At 63.4% G+C, this 16,586-nt stretch carries 16 protein-coding genes and 1 riboswitch; of the genes, 5 read left to right on the top strand and 11 right to left on the bottom strand.

Annotated features, from left to right (window positions below):
- Positions 1-134 precede the first annotated feature (134 nt).
- A complete protein-coding gene (araD1, locus tag ACVILI_RS08985; protein WP_038652072.1) occupies positions 135-1,130 on the top strand; it encodes an AraD1 family protein in 996 nt (331 codons plus the stop codon).
- A gap of 176 nt (positions 1,131-1,306) precedes the next feature.
- Here the strand turns inward: araD1 and ACVILI_RS08980 are convergent, their stop codons facing one another.
- Entirely contained in the window at positions 1,307-2,080 is a 774-nt protein-coding gene (locus tag ACVILI_RS08980; protein WP_051726710.1) for an ABC transporter substrate-binding protein, read from the bottom strand.
- Positions 2,081-2,179: 99 nt separating this feature from the next.
- The gene (locus tag ACVILI_RS08975; protein ID WP_038644460.1) at positions 2,180-3,274 is read right to left on the bottom strand and encodes a 2'-deoxycytidine 5'-triphosphate deaminase; all 1,095 of its coding nucleotides are present in this window, start codon (positions 3,272-3,274) and stop codon (positions 2,180-2,182) included.
- A 138-nt stretch (positions 3,275-3,412) separates the two neighbouring features.
- Positions 3,413-3,490, top strand: a riboswitch (SAM riboswitch).
- A 55-nt stretch (positions 3,491-3,545) separates the two neighbouring features.
- On the opposite strand from ACVILI_RS08975, the gene ACVILI_RS08970 reads away from it, so the two are divergent.
- The gene (locus ACVILI_RS08970) at positions 3,546-4,736 is read left to right on the top strand and encodes an O-succinylhomoserine sulfhydrylase (protein WP_038644458.1); all 1,191 of its coding nucleotides are present in this window, start codon (positions 3,546-3,548) and stop codon (positions 4,734-4,736) included.
- Between the two features lie 32 nt (positions 4,737-4,768).
- Here the strand turns inward: ACVILI_RS08970 and ACVILI_RS08965 are convergent, their stop codons facing one another.
- Positions 4,769-5,920, bottom strand: a complete 1,152-nt coding sequence (locus ACVILI_RS08965) for a ceramide glucosyltransferase (RefSeq protein ID WP_038644455.1) — start codon at positions 5,918-5,920, stop codon at positions 4,769-4,771.
- Positions 5,921-6,199: 279 nt separating this feature from the next.
- On the opposite strand from ACVILI_RS08965, the gene apaG reads away from it, so the two are divergent.
- Entirely contained in the window at positions 6,200-6,592 is a 393-nt protein-coding gene (apaG, locus tag ACVILI_RS08960) for a Co2+/Mg2+ efflux protein ApaG (protein WP_038644452.1), read from the top strand.
- A 37-nt stretch (positions 6,593-6,629) separates the two neighbouring features.
- On the opposite strand, the gene ACVILI_RS08955 is transcribed toward apaG, so the two are convergent.
- From ACVILI_RS08955 to ACVILI_RS08945, 3 genes are all read right to left on the bottom strand, one after another.
- Entirely contained in the window at positions 6,630-7,661 is a 1,032-nt protein-coding gene (locus ACVILI_RS08955; RefSeq protein WP_081296126.1) for an Hsp33 family molecular chaperone, read from the bottom strand.
- Positions 7,662-7,790: 129 nt separating this feature from the next.
- Positions 7,791-8,702 (bottom strand): ornithine carbamoyltransferase, encoded by a 912-nt coding sequence (argF, locus tag ACVILI_RS08950; RefSeq protein WP_019863140.1) that lies wholly within the window; start codon positions 8,700-8,702, stop codon positions 7,791-7,793.
- A gap of 16 nt (positions 8,703-8,718) precedes the next feature.
- On the bottom strand, positions 8,719-9,918 hold the full coding sequence (locus ACVILI_RS08945) for an aspartate aminotransferase family protein (RefSeq protein WP_019863139.1): 1,200 nt from the start codon (positions 9,916-9,918) through the stop codon (positions 8,719-8,721).
- Positions 9,919-10,276: 358 nt separating this feature from the next.
- Between ACVILI_RS08945 and ACVILI_RS08940 the strand changes: the two genes are divergently transcribed.
- Positions 10,277-10,795, top strand: a complete 519-nt coding sequence (locus tag ACVILI_RS08940; RefSeq protein WP_019863137.1) for a GcrA family cell cycle regulator — start codon at positions 10,277-10,279, stop codon at positions 10,793-10,795.
- Between the two features lie 67 nt (positions 10,796-10,862).
- Here the strand turns inward: ACVILI_RS08940 and ACVILI_RS08935 are convergent, their stop codons facing one another.
- From ACVILI_RS08935 to ACVILI_RS08925, 3 genes are all read right to left on the bottom strand, one after another.
- On the bottom strand, positions 10,863-11,870 hold the full coding sequence (locus ACVILI_RS08935) for a magnesium and cobalt transport protein CorA (protein ID WP_010913391.1): 1,008 nt from the start codon (positions 11,868-11,870) through the stop codon (positions 10,863-10,865).
- Positions 11,871-11,966: 96 nt separating this feature from the next.
- Complete coding sequence (phoU, locus tag ACVILI_RS08930; RefSeq protein ID WP_019863136.1) at positions 11,967-12,692, bottom strand: phosphate signaling complex protein PhoU; 726 nt, start codon at positions 12,690-12,692, stop codon at positions 11,967-11,969.
- Positions 12,693-12,797: 105 nt separating this feature from the next.
- The gene (locus tag ACVILI_RS08925) at positions 12,798-14,066 is read right to left on the bottom strand and encodes an ATP-binding protein (protein WP_019863135.1); all 1,269 of its coding nucleotides are present in this window, start codon (positions 14,064-14,066) and stop codon (positions 12,798-12,800) included.
- A gap of 113 nt (positions 14,067-14,179) precedes the next feature.
- Here ACVILI_RS08925 and ppk2 point away from each other — a divergent pair, with 113 nt between their 5' ends.
- Positions 14,180-15,088, top strand: coding sequence for a polyphosphate kinase 2 (gene ppk2, locus ACVILI_RS08920; RefSeq protein ID WP_019863134.1), 909 nt, complete (start codon positions 14,180-14,182; stop codon positions 15,086-15,088).
- Positions 15,089-15,146: 58 nt separating this feature from the next.
- On the opposite strand, the gene ACVILI_RS08915 is transcribed toward ppk2, so the two are convergent.
- Both ACVILI_RS08915 and ACVILI_RS08910 read right to left on the bottom strand, forming a co-directional pair.
- Positions 15,147-15,911 (bottom strand): enoyl-CoA hydratase-related protein, encoded by a 765-nt coding sequence (locus tag ACVILI_RS08915; RefSeq protein ID WP_038644448.1) that lies wholly within the window; start codon positions 15,909-15,911, stop codon positions 15,147-15,149.
- Positions 15,908-16,546 (bottom strand): acyl-homoserine-lactone synthase, encoded by a 639-nt coding sequence (locus ACVILI_RS08910; protein ID WP_019863132.1) that lies wholly within the window; start codon positions 16,544-16,546, stop codon positions 15,908-15,910. Before ACVILI_RS08910 ends, ACVILI_RS08915 begins: the two co-directional genes overlap by 4 nt.
- Positions 16,547-16,586 lie beyond the last annotated feature (40 nt).

Raw genomic sequence — 16,586 nt, 5'->3', positions numbered from 1 at the left:
CCCTCAAGGAACCAGGCCCCGCGAGCGCAATCCGAACGGACAATTTCACCCGTGGCATGGGCGACGTCCCAGCCGCGCTTGGGAAGGTTTGCCGCAGCGGCAGCCATGCCAAGGCACATGAGAGAGGATTGATCATGCTGATCTCGCAGATTCTCGATGACGCCGAGACCATCCGCGTCGTTGCCCGCAATGGCGGCAAGACCCGGATCATCAACGGCGCCCGCAGCGTCTATTCGCTGGCGATGGAGGCAGCCCGCACCGGCGTCGGCCTAGCCACCCTGATCGAGCGCAAGGGGCTCGGCGAGACGGTCGATCTCGATGCCGCCTACAAGAAAGGGCGGCTGTTGTCGCCGATCAATCACCCCGATCCGGCGCATCTGCATCTCACCGGCACCGGCCTGACGCATCTCGGCTCGGCGGCGACGCGCGATTCCATGCACAAGAAGCTCAGCAGCGCCGATGGCGAGGAGCAGCTCACCGATTCCATGAAGATGTTCCGCATGGGTCTGGAGGGCGGCAAGCCCGCCAAGGGCCAGGTCGGCGTGCAGCCGGAATGGTTCTACAAGGGCAACGGCACGATGGCCGTGGCGCCGGGAGCCGCACTCCTGTCGCCGGCCTTCGCCAAGGACGCCGGCGAGGAACCCGAAATCGCCGGCATCTATGTCATCGGCGATGACGGCGCGCCCTTCCGCGTCGGCTTCACGCTGTCGAACGAATTTTCCGACCACGTGACTGAGCGGGTAAACTATCTCTTTCTCGCCCATTCCAAGCTGCGCAATGCCTCGTTCGGACCTGAGATCCTGATCGGCGACCTGCCTTCCGACATCCGCGGCACCTCGCGCATCGTGCGCGATGGTAAGACGCTTTGGGAAAAGCCGTTCCTGTCGGGCGAAGCCAACATGTCGCACACCATCGCCAATCTCGAACACCATCACTTCAAATATTCGGCGTTCCGCCAGCCGGGTGACGTGCACGTGCATATGTTCGGCACCGCGACACTGTCCTTCGCCGACGGCGTCAAGACCGAGGCCGGCGATGTGTTCGAGATCGAAGCCGGTGATTTCGGCCTGCCGCTGCGCAACCCGCTTGAGATCGAAAAGCCGGTGAGGGTGGCGGTGAAGGCGCTGTAGCGCCAGCTTCCCCTTCTCCCCCTGTGGGAGAAGGTGGATCAGCGCGCAGCGCCGAGACGAATGAGGGGTGTTCCAGCGGAGTGAGGCGTTGGCGTTCCCTGGAACACCCCTCATCCGACCTCGCTTCGCGAGGCCACCTTCTCCCACAAGGGGAGAAGGAAGAGGCAGCTTCAGCCTCAATAGATATCGAAGTCGAAATACTTGGCCTGGATCTTCTTGTAGGTGCCGTCGGCGACGATCGCGTCGATGGCCGTGTTGAGCTTGTCGCGCAAGGCGGTGTCGTCCAGGCGCACGGCGATGCCGGCTTGCGTTTCCGTGCCCTTGACGTCGCCGACCAGCTTGCAGCAGCCGTCGCTTGCCTTCTTCAGCCAGTCCACCAGCACGAACTTGTCCGAGATCACGGCATCAAGCCGGCCGTTGGTCAGGTCGGTGATCGCTTCTTCCTGGGTTGGGTAGAGCTTTGCCTCGGCACCTGCCTTGCCATAGGTGTTCTGGGCATAGTCGGCCTGCGTGGTCGAAGCCTGGGCGCCGACCGTCTTGCCGGCCAGGGCCGCCGGGTCGGCCGACGTCAGATCGCTGTCCTTCGGCGCCACCAGCGCGAGCGGGGTGGTGTAGTATTTGTTGGTGAAGGCGACCTGCTTCTTGCGCTCTTCGGTGATGCTCATCGAGGCAATGATGGCGTCGAACTTCTTGGCCTGCAGGGCGGGGATGATGCCGTCCCAGTCCTGGGTGACGATCTCGCACTCGACCTTCATCTGAGCACACAGCGCATTGGCGATGTCGATGTCGAAACCGACAACCTTACCGTCCGAGGTGATGGTGTTGAACGGCGGATAGGCGCCCTCGGTGCCGATCTTCAGTTTCTCGGCAGCCTGCGCCGACAAAGAGCCGGCGGCCATCGACAACAGGGCGGCGCCTGCCGCCGACAGTATCCATTTCGAGATCTGCATTTTCTTGTCCCCTTGAGCGCCGCCATCTCGACGGCCGACAAGCCAGCCAAGCATGATGTGCCAGCGCAGGCAAGTATCTTGCCTGGCGGCAACCGGGGTTCAGCGCGCAGCGCGGAAATGCTTGGAGAGCTTCAGGCCCTGTGCCTGGTAGTTGGAGCCGAGAGCGGTGCCGTAGAGCGCCTGCGGCCGCTTCAGCATGTGCTCGTAGACCAGCCGGCCGACGATCTGGCCATGGTCGAGGATGAACGGCACCTCGTGGCTGCGCACTTCAAGCACGGCCCGGCTGCCGGTGCCACCGGCAGCCGAATGGCCGAAGCCCGGATCGAAGAAGCCGGCGTAATGGACGCGAAATTCGCCGACCAGCGGGTCGAAGGGCGTCATCTCGGCGGCGTAGAGCGGCGGCACATGCACCGCCTCCTGGCTGACGAGGATGTAGAATTCGTCTGGATCGAGCACCAGTTCGCCGGCGCCGCTCTTGTGGATCGGTTCCCAGAAATCGACGACATCCTGGGCGGCGCGCTTGTCGACATCGACGAGGCCGGTGTGATGCTTGCCGCGATAGCCGACCAGCCCTTCACCGTTGCCCTTGAGATCGATCGACAGCGCGATGCCACCGCCCGAAATATTCGGCGGCTCGGTGGCGACCAGCATCTGCGCGCGGTGCAATTCATGCAATTCGGTTTCCGAGAGCAGCGCGTTGCCGGTGCGGAAGCGGATTTGCGACAGGCGCGAACCGGTGCGCACGACGATCGGAAAGGTGCGCGGGCTGACTTCCAGATAGAGCGGACCGTTGTAGCCGGCGGCGATCTTGTCGAACTCGTGGCCACGGTCGGTCATGACACGGGTGAAAATGTCGAGCCGCCCGGTCGAACTCTTCGGATTGGCCGAGGCCGAAATGTCCGCCGGCAATGCCAGGCTTTCAAGCAAGGGCACGATATAGACGCAGCCGGTCTCCAGCACCGCGCCCTCGGCAAGATTGATTTCGTGCAGCTGCAGCCGGTCGAGCTTTTCCGAGACCCTGTGGTTGGGACCCGGCAGGAACGAGGCCCGCACCCGCCAGGCCTTGTCGCCGAGCCGCAGATCAAGGCTCGCCGGCTGGATCTGGTCGGCGTCGAGCGCGCGCGGCGACTTCAGCGCGCCGGACTGGAACAGCGCCGAGATGTCCTGATCGGGAAGAATGCCTGTCTGCCGCAAGGCTCCGCTCCTAGGCCAGACGAATTTCCTACCAACAGGTTCTCGCCGGAAAACATGGAACATTCTTGCGGAACCTGCCTGGTACAAACCTCTTAATGAAGCCGGCAATTGACGCAAGCGTGGTACGGGTCTAAAGGGTCGTTATCCCGTGGTGATTTGGCCGGTCGGCTTGCAGCCACGTTAAACAAGTCGCTAAAGGACCGTTGGCCGCGAGGCTGTATGGACCGGTTGCGACTTTCGCGGCCGGTTTTTTTGTGTCTGGAACAAAGCGATGAGCAACAAGAAGCGCAACTGGAAGCCTCAGACAGCCCTCGTGCATGGCGGAACCCTGCGTTCCGGCTTCGGCGAGACCTCCGAGGCGATGTACCTGACCCAGGGCTATGTCTATCAAACGGCGCAAGCCGCCGAAGCCCGCTTCAAGGGCGAGGAACCCGGCTTCATCTATTCGCGCTACGCCAATCCGACCGTCGACATGTTCGAAAAGCGCATGTGCGCGCTGGAAGGCGCGGAAGACGCACGCGCCACGGCATCGGGCATGGCGGCCGTGACAGCGGCGCTTCTGTGCAGCGTCAAGGCCGGGGACCATATCGTGGCGGCGCGCGCGCTGTTCGGCTCCTGCCGCTGGGTGGTCGAGACGCTGGCACCGCGCTACGGCATCGAGGCGACGCTGGTCGACGGCACCGATATCGCCAACTGGGAAAAGGCGGTCAGGCCCAACACCAAGCTGTTCTTCCTGGAGAGCCCGACCAACCCGACGCTGGAAGTGGTCGACATCGCCGCTGTGGCTGCGCTCGCCAACTCGATCGGCGCGCGGCTTGTCGTCGACAATGTCTTTGCCACGCCACTGCAGCAGAAGCCGTTGCAGCTCGGCGCGCATATCGTCGTCTATTCGGCAACCAAGCACATCGACGGCCAGGGCCGCTGTCTCGGCGGCGTGATCCTGTCGGACAAGAAGTGGATCGACGAGAATTTGCATGATTATTTCCGCCACACCGGCCCCAGCCTGTCGCCCTTCAACGCCTGGACGCTGCTGAAGGGCCTGGAGACGCTGCCGCTGCGCGTGCGCCAGCAGACGGAGAGCGCCGGCAAGATCGCAGATTTCCTCGCCGACCAGCCGCAGATCGCCCGCGTCATCTATCCCGGCCGCGCCGACCATCCGCAGGCCGCGATCGTCAAGAAGCAGATGTCGGGCGGCTCGACGCTGATCTGCCTCGACGTCAAGGGCGGCAAGCAGGCGGCCTTCGCCCTGCAGAACGCGCTCGACATCGTGCTGATCTCCAACAATCTCGGCGACGCCAAGAGCCTGATCACCCATCCGGCGACGACCACGCACAAGAACTTGAGCGACGAGGCGCGCGCCGAACTCGGCATCGGGCCAGGAACGCTCAGGCTGTCGGTCGGCCTGGAGGATACCGATGACCTTCTGGAAGACATCGCGCAGGCTCTCAAGGCCGCTAAATAGAGGGTCGTCGAGGTAGGTCGTCCGCGCCGCGATCAGGCGCGCGACGACGCCTCTTCCAGTTCGGCCGCCTTGGTGCCGATGGTCATCGCATTGCCGCGCCAGTCGACGGCGCCGCCGAGCCAGCCGCGCCCCCACATGGTTGGAAGCAGCAAGTCCCGCGCAATCATCGCCGCGACCGTGCGCGGCGAAAGGTGCCAGCCCTTGGACCAGGCCAGGGCGCATTCCGGGAGATAAAAGGCCGCCAGCACGGCGATGGCCGTCAGCGGCAGGCTGAAGCCGGCGCTTGCCGCCGCAACCAGCGCAAGCGCCAGCGGCACCACCGCGCCGGTCAGGATTTCCGGCGCGAAGAACCGTGGGAAGGTGACGCGGCGCAAGCGCGCCCAGCGGGCCTGGCGCGACCAGATCGTGCCAAGCGTGCGTCGGCCAAGCGGCTGCTCGAAGGGTGCCGCGACGAGATTGACGCGCAGGCCAAGCCCACTGACCAGCTTGGTCGCGGCGGCGTCCTCGGCGATTTCGGCGGCCAGCGCGCGGATGCCGCCATTGGCATCCAGCATCGGCTTGTTCCACAACATGCTCTTGCCCTGGGCAAAGCCAAGGCCGAGCGCCTCGCCGGCATATTGCCAGCGCGCCTGCAGCGTGTTGAGGAAGGCGCATTCGACCTCGGCCCAGAAGCCCTCCGGCCGCGAACCGATCGGTGTCGAGCAGACAAGGCCGGTGTCCGGCCGCCACGCCGCCATCAGATGCTGGACGTAGTCTCTCGGCATCAGCACGTTGGAGTCGGCCAGGACAACCCAATCGTGCCGCGCGGCTTCCCAGCCCTTGACGCAATTGTTGAGCTTGGGATTGGCGCTGACGCGGTCGTCGCCGATCAACAGCCGGGCCGGCACTTTTGGAAAGCGGCCAATGGCGGCACGGATCAGCCTGACCACTGGGTCGTCTCCATGAGCGACGCAGAAGATCAGCTCGTAGCGGGGCCAGTCTAGCGAGAAGGCGCGCTCCAGCGTCTCCTGCGTGAACGGCTCGACGCCGCGCGAGGGTATGACAATCGATACCGGCGGCGATTTGCCGGCCGGCGGTGCGATCGTTGTGCGCCGTCTCAGCTGTGAGGCGGCGAGAAGGATACTGGCGGTGTTTGAAAGGATAATAGCAGTCGAAAGCGAGGCGGCTATGAGAGCGAGTTCCATCGAGATCTGGTCACTCCAGAAGAGACGGCCCGCATCGTGGCCGTTTTCAATAGTTCGACAGAGCGCCGAGTCGCCCGGTTCGTGCACACCACCATTGTCATGTGTCACTTAAATGACATTCTTTGCCGGCACCTGCGTTTCAAGACGAGCCGCGACAAGACGCGCACGTTGACCTGCTCGCCGGGAGCGCCGAAAGGTTCTGTTGGTTTGAGCATGATCTTTTCCGAAAACCGGTTCCCACTTTTCGGGATCATGCTTTAGATTGTTTTGGAGCCGCTTATGTACCGCGCCGTCACGCGCAACATCGAAGTGCAGGTCAGGCCGTTCTATCTCGAGGACCGCTCCGATCCTTCCGAGAACCGCTTTGTCTGGGGCTATCAGATAACGATCGACAACCAGTCGGACGAATTCGTGCAGCTTCTGTCGCGCTATTGGCACATCACCGACGGTGCCGGCCGAGTCGAGGAAGTGCGCGGCCCGGGTGTCGTCGGCGACCAGCCCGAACTCAATCCCGGCGACAGCTATCAATACACGTCCGGCTGCCCGCTCTCGACGCCCTCAGGCATCATGGTCGGGCACTACACGATGCGCAACAAGCGCGGCGAGACCTTCGACATCGCCATCCCGGCGTTCTCGCTGGACCTGCCGGGGACGCGGCGGACGGTGAATTAGCGTCCTTCTCCCCGTTCCACGGGGAGAAGGAATGGCTTTACTGTGCGGCAAATTCCGCCGGATCGAAGTCGTACTGTGTCGAGCAGAATTCGCAGGCGACGTGGATGCCGCCATCCTCGGTGCTGTCCTCGATCTCCTGCGCGGAGAAGCCCTCGAGGATGCCGCGGATCTTGTCGCGCGAGCATGAGCACTGGTCGGCCACGGGAACGCCGCCGAAGACGCGTACGCCATGCTCGTGGAACAGGCGATAGAGCAGCCGTTCGGCGCCGATCGTCGGGTCGATCAACTCGGTCGGCTCGATCGTGCCGAGCAGCGCCAGCAATTCCTGCCAGGAATTGTCCGTGGGATCATGGATCTCCTCGCGCGGATCGCCGTCGCCGCCGTGCAGGTCCGGAACGCGCATGCGCTCAGGCGACTGCGGCAGGAACTGCGCCAGGATGCCGCCAGCACGCCACTGCTCGCGCGCGCCGCCGACGCCGGGCGTCAACAGCTTGGCGACCGAGAGCCTGATATCCGTCGGGATCTGCTCCGACTGGCGGAAATAGGTGCGCGCCGCGTCTTCCAGGGTTTCGCCATCGAGCTGGACGATGCCCTGATAGCGCTGCGTATGGGCGCCCTGGTCGATGGTCAGTGCCAGCACGCCGCCGCCGAGCAGCGTCTGCTGGGACGTTTCGCCTGCGGCGACCAGCGCCTCGAGCCTATCGGCATCGAAGCGCGCATAGGCACGCAGCGCCGACGGCGTGGTGAAATCCGCCACCAGCATGTCGACCGGCCCATCGGTGCGGGTCTGCAGGATGAACTTGCCCTCGAATTTGAGCGAGGTGCCGAGCAGCACCGTCAGTACACAGGCTTCCGCCAGCAGGCGGGCGACCGGCTCGGGATAATCGTGGCGGCTGAGAATGGCGTCGAGCATCGGCCCGAGTTGCACGGTACGGCCGCGCACGTCGAGCGGGCCGACCTCAAAGGGCACGACATGATCGTCGCCGGCATAGCCGAACTCGCCGAGTTTGGGGTGATGTTCAGTCACTTGATGCGTTTCCAACATGACAAAGCTCCAGGGCGCGGCCATGCCGCCCCCTGGGGTGCATGCGTCCAAACGCGCTTGATTTGCGTGATGCGGCGCAGATAGGCATCGCGCCCCCGCAGATCAAGCGCCCGGACCTTTCAAACCCCAAGCCACCTCAAGCCCCAAGACACTTCAAGCCCCAAGACACCAGGCAAGCACCGCCTTCTGGGCGTGGAGCCGGTTCTCGGCCTCGTCGAAGACCACCGAATGGGGTCCGTCGATAACCTCGTCGGTCACTTCCTCACCGCGATGCGCCGGCAGACAGTGCATGAACAGCGCATCCGGCTTGGCATGCGCCATCAGCTTGGCATTGACCTGGTAGGGCGAGAACACGTTATGGCCGCGGGCGCGATGCTCCTGGCCCATCGACACCCAGCAATCGGTGACGACACAGTCGGCCTGGTCGACGGCTTCCTCGGGCGAGCGGGTGAAGTGCAGCTTGCCGCCATGGGCCTTGGACCAGTCGATATGCTTCTGCGCCGGCTCGCTGCCTTCCGGCACGGCGACGTTGAGGTTGAAGCGGAACCGCGCCGAGGCTTCGAGCAGCGAATGCAGCACATTGTTGCCGTCGCCGGTCCAGGCGATGGTCTTGCCGGCCACCGGACCGCGATGCTCCTCGAAGGTCATGATGTCGGCCATCAGCTGGCACGGATGGGTGTCATCCGTCAGCCCGTTGATCACCGGAACCGTGGCGTTCTCGGTCAGCTCCAGCAGCCGCTCATGCGAGGTGGTGCGGATCATGATCGCGTCGACATAGCGCGACAACACCTTGGCGGTGTCGGCGATGGTCTCGGAGCGGCCAAGCTGCATTTCGGTGCCGGTCAGCATGATGGTCTCGCCGCCGAGCTGGCGCATGCCGACATCGAAGGAGACGCGCGTGCGCGTCGACGGCTTGTCGAAGATCATCGCCAGCACCTTGCCTTCGAGCGGCCGGGTGCGCTCGCCGGCCTTGAGGCGCGCCTTTCGCACCACCGCGTCGTCGAGCATGACGCGCAGGTCGCCCTCGGAAACGGTGGAAAGATCGGTGAAATGGCGAACTGACATCAGCAATTTTCCGGAATTACTTCGCGGCGGCCACGGCGATGGCATCCGCCAGGCCTTTGGCACCGGCGCGGATGCGGTTGAGCGCTTCGTGGATCTCGGCGTCGGTGACGGTGAGCGGCGGCAGCAGGCGAATGACGTTGTCGCCGGCCGGAACCGCCAGCAAATGCTGGTCGCGCAGTGCCATGTTCACCTTGTTGTTGGGCATGGCGCATTTGAGGCCAAGCATGAGGCCGGTGCCGCGGATGTCTTCGATGACATCGGGAAACTCGTCGGCGATCGCCGCCAGACCTTGCTTCATCAGCAATGCCTTGCGCTGGACGTCTTCGAGGAAGCCGTCTTCGAGCACCACGTCGAGCACGGCATTGCCGACCGCCATGGCCAACGGATTGCCGCCGAATGTGGTGCCGTGCACGCCAGCCGTCATGCCGACAGCTGCTTCGTCGGTTGCAAGGCAAGCGCCCATCGGGAAGCCGCCGCCAATGCCTTTGGCGATCGCCATGATGTCGGGCGCAACACCTGACCATTCATGCGCGAACAGCTTTCCGGTGCGGCCAATGCCGCACTGGACCTCGTCATAAATCAACAACAGGCCGTGCTGGTCGCAAAGCTGCCGCAGCCGCTTCAGGGACTGCGTCGGGACCGGGCGGATGCCGCCCTCGCCCTGCACCGGTTCGATCAGGATCGCGGCGGTTTCCGGCGTGATCGCCTTCTCGGCGGCATCGATGTCGTCGAAGCCGACCTGGTCGAAGCCTTCGACCTTGGGGCCGAAGCCTTCAAGGTATTTGTACTGGCCGCCGGCCGCGATGGTCGCCAGCGTGCGGCCATGGAAGGCGCCTTCGAAGGTGATGACGCGGAAGCGCTCGGGATGCCCCTTGACGAAATGGTAGCGCCGCGCCGTCTTGATCGCGCATTCCAGCGCCTCGGCGCCGGAGTTGGTGAAGAACACCTTGTCGGCGAATGTGGCATCGGCCAGGCGCTCGCCAAGCCGGCTCTGCCCGGGAATCTCGTAGAGATTGGAGACGTGCCACAGCTTCGCCGCCTGCTCGGTCAGCGCCGCGACCAGATGCGGATGGCTGTGGCCGAGCGAATTGACCGCGATGCCGCCGGCGAAATCGAGATATCGCTCGCCCTTGTCGGTAACCAGCCAGGTGCCTTCCCCGTGGTCGAAAGCCAGGGGAGCGCGAGCAAAGGTCTCGTAAAGCGCCGAACCGCTCATTATATGCGTCTCCGGTACCGGAAAATCAAAAAAGCCGCCAAAGCGGCGGCCTTGTGCGGCTTATCGTGTTTTTCGGCCATGAAGTCAACGAAAACGTCGCGTATTGGCACGCGGCAAGCCCCCTGACGAGACGCCGGCTCACAAGCGACCGGGCAAGTTGGGGAAAACCGAAAAAACCGATTCGTGTTGCACTTGGGACTCTTGTCACCGAGTCTGCGCATAAGGTAATTGTAGTCGAGAAATAACTAGATTTCGTGCGGCGGACCTAATCACCAGGTATATGTGGTGTCTGCCCCAGCAGTGGTGCTGGGTCGGGAATGGATTCTGATTGCCGCACGCTAAGCAGGAGCGCGGTCTCATGAACTGGACTGACGAGCGGGTCGAACTTCTCAGAAAATTGTGGTCGGAGGGTCTGAGCGCAAGCCAGATTGCTGCCCAGCTTGGAGGGGTGAGCCGAAATGCCGTCATCGGCAAGGTGCACCGTCTGAAGCTGTCGGGCCGCGGCCGCGCAACGGCGACGCCGGCACGCCAGAAAAAGACGACACAGGGCTCGACCGTTCAGAAATCGGTGGCGCGCGCCGCGAGCACGGCTCGCCACGTCACGACATCGATCGGCGCGACCGCCCTTCAGACGCAATTCGACGCCGAGCCGGTGGCGCGGCACTATATCCGCCCGGTCGAGAATGTCGTGGTACCGATCTCACGGCATCTGCAGCTCGTCGAGCTGACCGAGCGGACCTGCAAATGGCCGAACGGCGATCCGCTGTCGGAGGACTTCAACTTCTGCGGCAACGAGGCCGCCGAAACGGGGCCCTACTGCAAATATCATGCTCGCGTGGCGTTCCAGCCGGCGGCGGAGCGGCGGCGGAACCGATAGACAGGGAATAGGCAGTGGGGATTGGGCCGTAGGACAATAGCTACTGCCTACTGGCTACTGCCTACCCTCACAGCCAGCCATTCTTGCGAAACCGCCAGTAGAGAAACGCGCAGATCGTCGCGATGGTGGCCAGTACGATCGGGTAGCCATACTCCATCTTCAGTTCCGGCATGTCGGTGAAGTTCATGCCGTAGATGCCGGCGAATGCCGTCGGCACCGCCAGTATGGCCGCCCATGAGGCGAGTTTCTTGGAAATCGCCGTTTCCTGGCTCTGACCGACCAGCAGGCTCGCCTCGAAGGCGAAGGCCAGCACCTCGCGCAGGCTGTCGATCTTTTCCTGGACGGTGCGGATGTGGTCGGTCACGTCGCGAAACAGTGGGTGCATGGCTGAATGGATCTGCGGCAGGTCGGCGCTGGTCAGGCGGCGGCAGACCTCCACCAGCGGAAGTGCCGCATTGCGCAGGCGCAGCAGATCGCGGCGCAGCATATAGAGCCGCTCGATATCAGGACCGGTCATCGGCTTCAAAAGCACCCGGTCCTCGATCACCTCGACCTCGTCCTCTATCTGCTCGAGCACCGGCATGTAGTTGTCGACGATGAAATCGAGAATGGCGTAGAGGACGAAATCCTCGCCCTTGGCCAGCGAATGCGGACAGCTTTCCCAGTGCTGACGCACGGCGGCGTAGGAGGTCGACGGGCCGTGCCTGACGCTGACGATGTAGCCCGAGCCGACGAACAGATGCGTCTCGCCGAAAGTCACCCGTCCTTCGATCAATTGCGCGGTGCGGGCGACGATGAACAGCGCATCGCCATATTGCTCGATCTTCGGCCGCTGGTGCGGATGCTCGGCATCCTCGATCGCCAGCTCGTGCAGATGGAACTGCGCCTGGACACGCAACAAAAGCTCGCGATCCGGTTCGAGCAGCCCGATCCAGACGACATGTCCCGATTTCTTGGCCCATTCGCCGGCTTCCTCGATCGGAATGTCGGCGATGCGCCGCCCGGCCGTGTAGACACTGGAGGCGATGATGCCTGATGTCGGCGCCGCGGGCTTGAACTCTCGGACATATTCCATCGCGGCCTCCTGAAGCAGGCCCCTTATAAAGGCCTGAGAAGCTTAACGCCGGGATAGTTTAGCGCAATATGATCTGGCGTTCGAGAGGATGAACGTTCATTTCGCCGGAAGCGGCGCCGAAAGGCTGATCTTGTCGGTCTTGTCGCCTTTCGGCCGCTCGGCCGGCATCTGGTCGCCGGTGACGATGTAATAGATGGTCTCGGCGATGTTGGTGGCATGATCGCCGATGCGCTCGATGTTCTTGGCGCAGAACAGAAGATGCGTGCAGGGCGTGATGTTGCGCGGATCTTCCATCATGTAGGTCAGCAATTCGCGAAACAGCGACGTGTACATGGCATCGATCTGATCGTCACGGTCGCGCACGAAGCTGATCTTGTCGACTGAGCGCGATGCGTAGACGTCGAGAACTTCCTTGAGCTGGGTCAGCGCCAAATTGGCCAGGGCCTCCAGGCCGCGAAACAGGCTGGTCGGCTGGCGGCCGTCGGTGACGGCGACCACCCGCTTGGCGACGTTCTTGCCGAGGTCGCCGACCCGTTCGAGGTCGGCCGAAATGCGGATGGCGCCGACGATCTCGCGCAGGTCCGTCGCCATCGGCTGGCGCTTGGCGATGATGATGATCGCCTTGTCGTCGATCTCGCGCTGCCCCTCATCCAGGACTGCATCGTCGTTGATGACCTTCTGGGCCAGCCCCGGATCGGCATTGACGAGAGCGGCGACCGCCTGTTCGACCATGCGCTCGGCATGACCGCCCATCGCCGCAATGCGCTTCGACAGATATTTCAGCTCCTCGTCAAAGGCGCTCATTATGTGCACGGACTGCATGGATGAAATGCCTTCCCACGGGTTCTTGAGTCGTTTCCTCGAATCCCCGCTGATACGCTAGCCGGATGACAGAAAAAAGAAACGGTTCCAGGGGAAACTAGGGCACTATCCGTGCGTCGGCAAATGAACCGAGAAGGCGGCGCCCTTACCGACCTCGGATTTGATCGTCAGCCTGGCATTGTGGCGCGTCAGGATGTGCTTGACGATGGACAGGCCAAGGCCGGTGCCTTTCTGGGTCCGGCTGGTCTCGACATCGATGCGATAGAAGCGCTCGGTGATGCGCGGAATGTGCTCCTCGGGAATGCCGGGACCGAAATCCCGGATGGTGACGTCGATGCCGGGTTCGGAACCGTCATCGGCGTGCGCGATCGACACCACCACACGGCCGCCGGACTGGCCGTATTTGCAGGCGTTTTCCAGAAGATTCTCGAAAACCTGGAACAACTCGTCGCGATCGCCCGGCACATTGAGGGGTCCCTTGGCGAAATCGCGCTCGATGACGACGCTGTTTTCGTGGGCAAGCGGGGCCAGCGAATCGATGACACTGTCGACGGTCTGGCGCAGGTCGACCTCTGTTCCGGGCTTCAGATAGGGCTTCATCTCCAGCCGGGACAGCGACAGCAGGTCATCGATCAGGCGCGCCATGCGGCCGGTCTGGTTCTGCATGATCTGCAGGAACTGCTCGCGTGCCGCCGGGTCGTTGCGGGCCGGTCCGCGCAATGTTTCGATGAAACCGGCGATCGAGGCCAGCGGGGTGCGCAATTCGTGGCTGGCATTGGCGATGAAATCGGCGCGCATGCGGTCGATCCTGCGCGTTTCGCTCTGGTCCTTGAACACCAGCACATAGAGGTCGGTGCCGTGCCCGACCGAGGACGCGCTGACCCGGTAGGCCCGTTCGACCGGCAGCTTCTCGGTATAGTCGACGACATCGGAGGCGATCGTGCCCGACAGCACGCTGTCGAGCAGCGTCTGCATTTCCGGCGCCCGGAATTTCAGCGGCAGCGACAGGCCCGGTGCGATGCCGCCAAAAGCGGCAAAGGCGGCGGCGTTGGCATGGACGATGGCGGCCGAGCGGTCGAAGATGATCAGCGGATCGGCGACGGCGGCCGCCAGATATTCGCCCGACAGGCGCTGCAGGCCGATCGCCTCGATCGCGGTGGCATTCTCGCCGGAATGGCGCAGGCCGGTGGCCGGCAACAGCGCGGCAGCCAGCAGCAGAAGCAGCGCCGGCACCAGCACATAGGCAGAGATCCCCGCGAAGGCAAAAGCGACTAGGATACCGATAACGCCAGCGACGAGCAGCCAGCGACTGTTCCACAGCCGGATGGCCATGGCTTGCGCCACACTTGCCTGCTCTGCGCTTTGCTCAGCCATCCCCGGGTCCTATAGCCCTCTCGGGCGCTGTCCGGCCGTATGGCAACTTCCTGCTAGACCGGCATGGAGGCTCCCAATAGCATGAGTCCGTAAGCTGGAAAGGGTTCGTCTCGATGAAAAAGGCCAAGGAAAATCCCGCAACGCCGACGTCAGGTCCGCTGAAGATCAGGATCGGGGGCAAGGAGCGGGAGTTCGACATCGAGAATCCCGAGCTCCCGGACTGGGTCGAGGACCACAAGCTGACCGCGGGCGGCTACCCCTACGACAAGAAGATGAACAGCGACGACTATAACGAGACGCTCGAGAAATTGCAGATCGAGCTGGTGAAGGCGCAGGCATGGCTGCAGGCGACCGGCAAGCGGGTGATGGCGCTGTTCGAGGGCCGCGACGCCGCCGGCAAGGGCGGCACGATCTTCGTGGTGCACCAGTATCTCAACCCGCGCACGGCGCGCAACGTGGCGCTGACCAAGCCGACCCCGCCCGAGCTGGGACAATGGTACTACCAGCGTTATGTCGACCATTTCCCGACGTCGGGCGAATTCGTCACCTTCGACCGCTCCTGGTACAACCGCGCCGGCGTCGAGCCGGTGATGGGCTTCTGCACGCCCGAACAGCACGAAAAGTTTCTCGACGAGACGCCGCATTTCGAACGGATGATCGTCAACGACGACATCCATTTCTTCAAATTCTGGCTGAACATCGGTCGGGAAACGCAGCTCGAGCGTTTTCACGATCGCCGCTACAGCCCGCTGAAGAGCTGGAAGTTCTCGCCGATCGATGTCGCCGGCATCACCAAATGGGACGATTACACCAAGGCGCGCGACACCATGTTCGAGCGCACCCACAAGGCGTTCGCGCCATGGATCATCGTGCGGGCCAATGACAAGCGCCGCGCGCGGCTGGCGGTGATGCGGCGCATCCTGTTGTCGGTACCCTATGAGGGGCGTGATCTCGATATCATCGGCAAGGAAGACAAGAAGATCATCGGCGAAGGGCCGTCATTCCTAGGCAAGGAAGGCTAGGCCTTCTCGCGCCGCGCGGCCACCAGGCAGCGCGGCGCGTGGTTCTTGACGTCGTTGCTCAGGCCGCGAGCCGGGCGATCCGCTGCAGGCGCCGCAGCGTGGTGTCGTCCTGCAACGCCTGCTGGAACAGCGATATCTCCTGGTCGATGCGGTCGCACAGCGCGCCGGTATTGCCCTTGAGCAGGCCGCGGGTCTGCAGCAGGGCGGCAACCGGCTTCTTGGCGAGCTGCCTGGCGCGGCCGAGTGTCGCCTCCTCCACGCCGTCATGCACGATCTCGGCGACGAGGCCGAGTGCCCTGGCGTCCTCGGCGTGGAGCGTGTCGCCGAGGCAGAAGAAGCGGAAGGCGCCGGCATAGCCGAGCTTCTGCGGCGCCAGGATGCTGGTCGCCGCATCCGGCACAAGGCCGAAATCGACGAACGGCACCCTGAACGTGCTTTCATTCGAGGCGATCACCATGTCGCAGTGGAACAGGATGGTGCAGCCGACGCCGACGGCATCGCCGTCGACGCAAGCGAGGATGGGCTTGGGGAATGTCGCCAGCGTGCGGAACATGTCGGTGACGGCGGCGATCAGCTTCTGGTGCTTGGTGGCGTCGAGGAATTCTGAAAAGTCGCCGCCGAGGCAGAAGCAGCCTGCCAGGCCACGCAGCACGACAACACGGACCTCGTCATTGTCGGCGGCTTCATGGAACGTCTTGGCAAGGCTTTCATAGGCCCTCCTGTCCAGCACCGGCCGGCCATCATTCGACGACACGGTGACGATCAGCGTGTGGTTGCGCAGTTCCGGTTGCGGGTGCGGGTTCATGGCGGTCTCCGACCTCATGACGCCCTCCTTTGGCCGAACATGTCGGGATATCCCCGGGCCAGGACGGGAGCGTGGTGGTTGCGGCGCGAACGCACAACGTCCAGCGTGTGCTCATTGAAGGAGAGCAGGGTCGCCACGACCTGCTGATTGCCGTAGGTGCGCTGATAGCCCAGCGGCGTCGCCAGGAAATGCAGCTGCAAGGCGCGCAGCACCCACATCGGCTCGAACTCGATGATCACCTTGTCGACACCGCGCTTCAGCCCCCACTCGACGAAGCCGGCGATCAATTCGGTACCAACGGTCGAGACGCCGCGACGGCCATCGCGAAAGCCGGGAGCCACCGCATAGCGGGTCAATTCCCAGATGTCGGGGCCCGATGGCGGCGTTCCTTCGGAAAGGTCAGTCAAGACCTCGGTCAGCAGATGGGGCCGCGTGGTCGGCAACATCCGCTGATAGCCCGCGACTTCGTTGCCTCTGATGACGATCTGATGCACCGCCTCGTCATGGTCGAACTGGTCGACCTCGAATCCGTCCGGGCGCCGCAGGTCCTCCCACCCCATTTCCTCGACAAATATCTGGTAGCGCAGGCGATGGACGGCCTCCCAAAGGTCGGGACGTTCCATCAATTCTTGAGTTGTAAGACAAAAAAGCATGCCGTCGTCTCCTGGGTTTAAGAGGAAGATACGGCCGTGC

The organism is Mesorhizobium sp. USDA 4775 (assembly GCF_054062655.1).
Note: the sequence above shows the minus strand (reverse complement) of the source record. Positions and strands in the feature narration are given on the sequence as shown.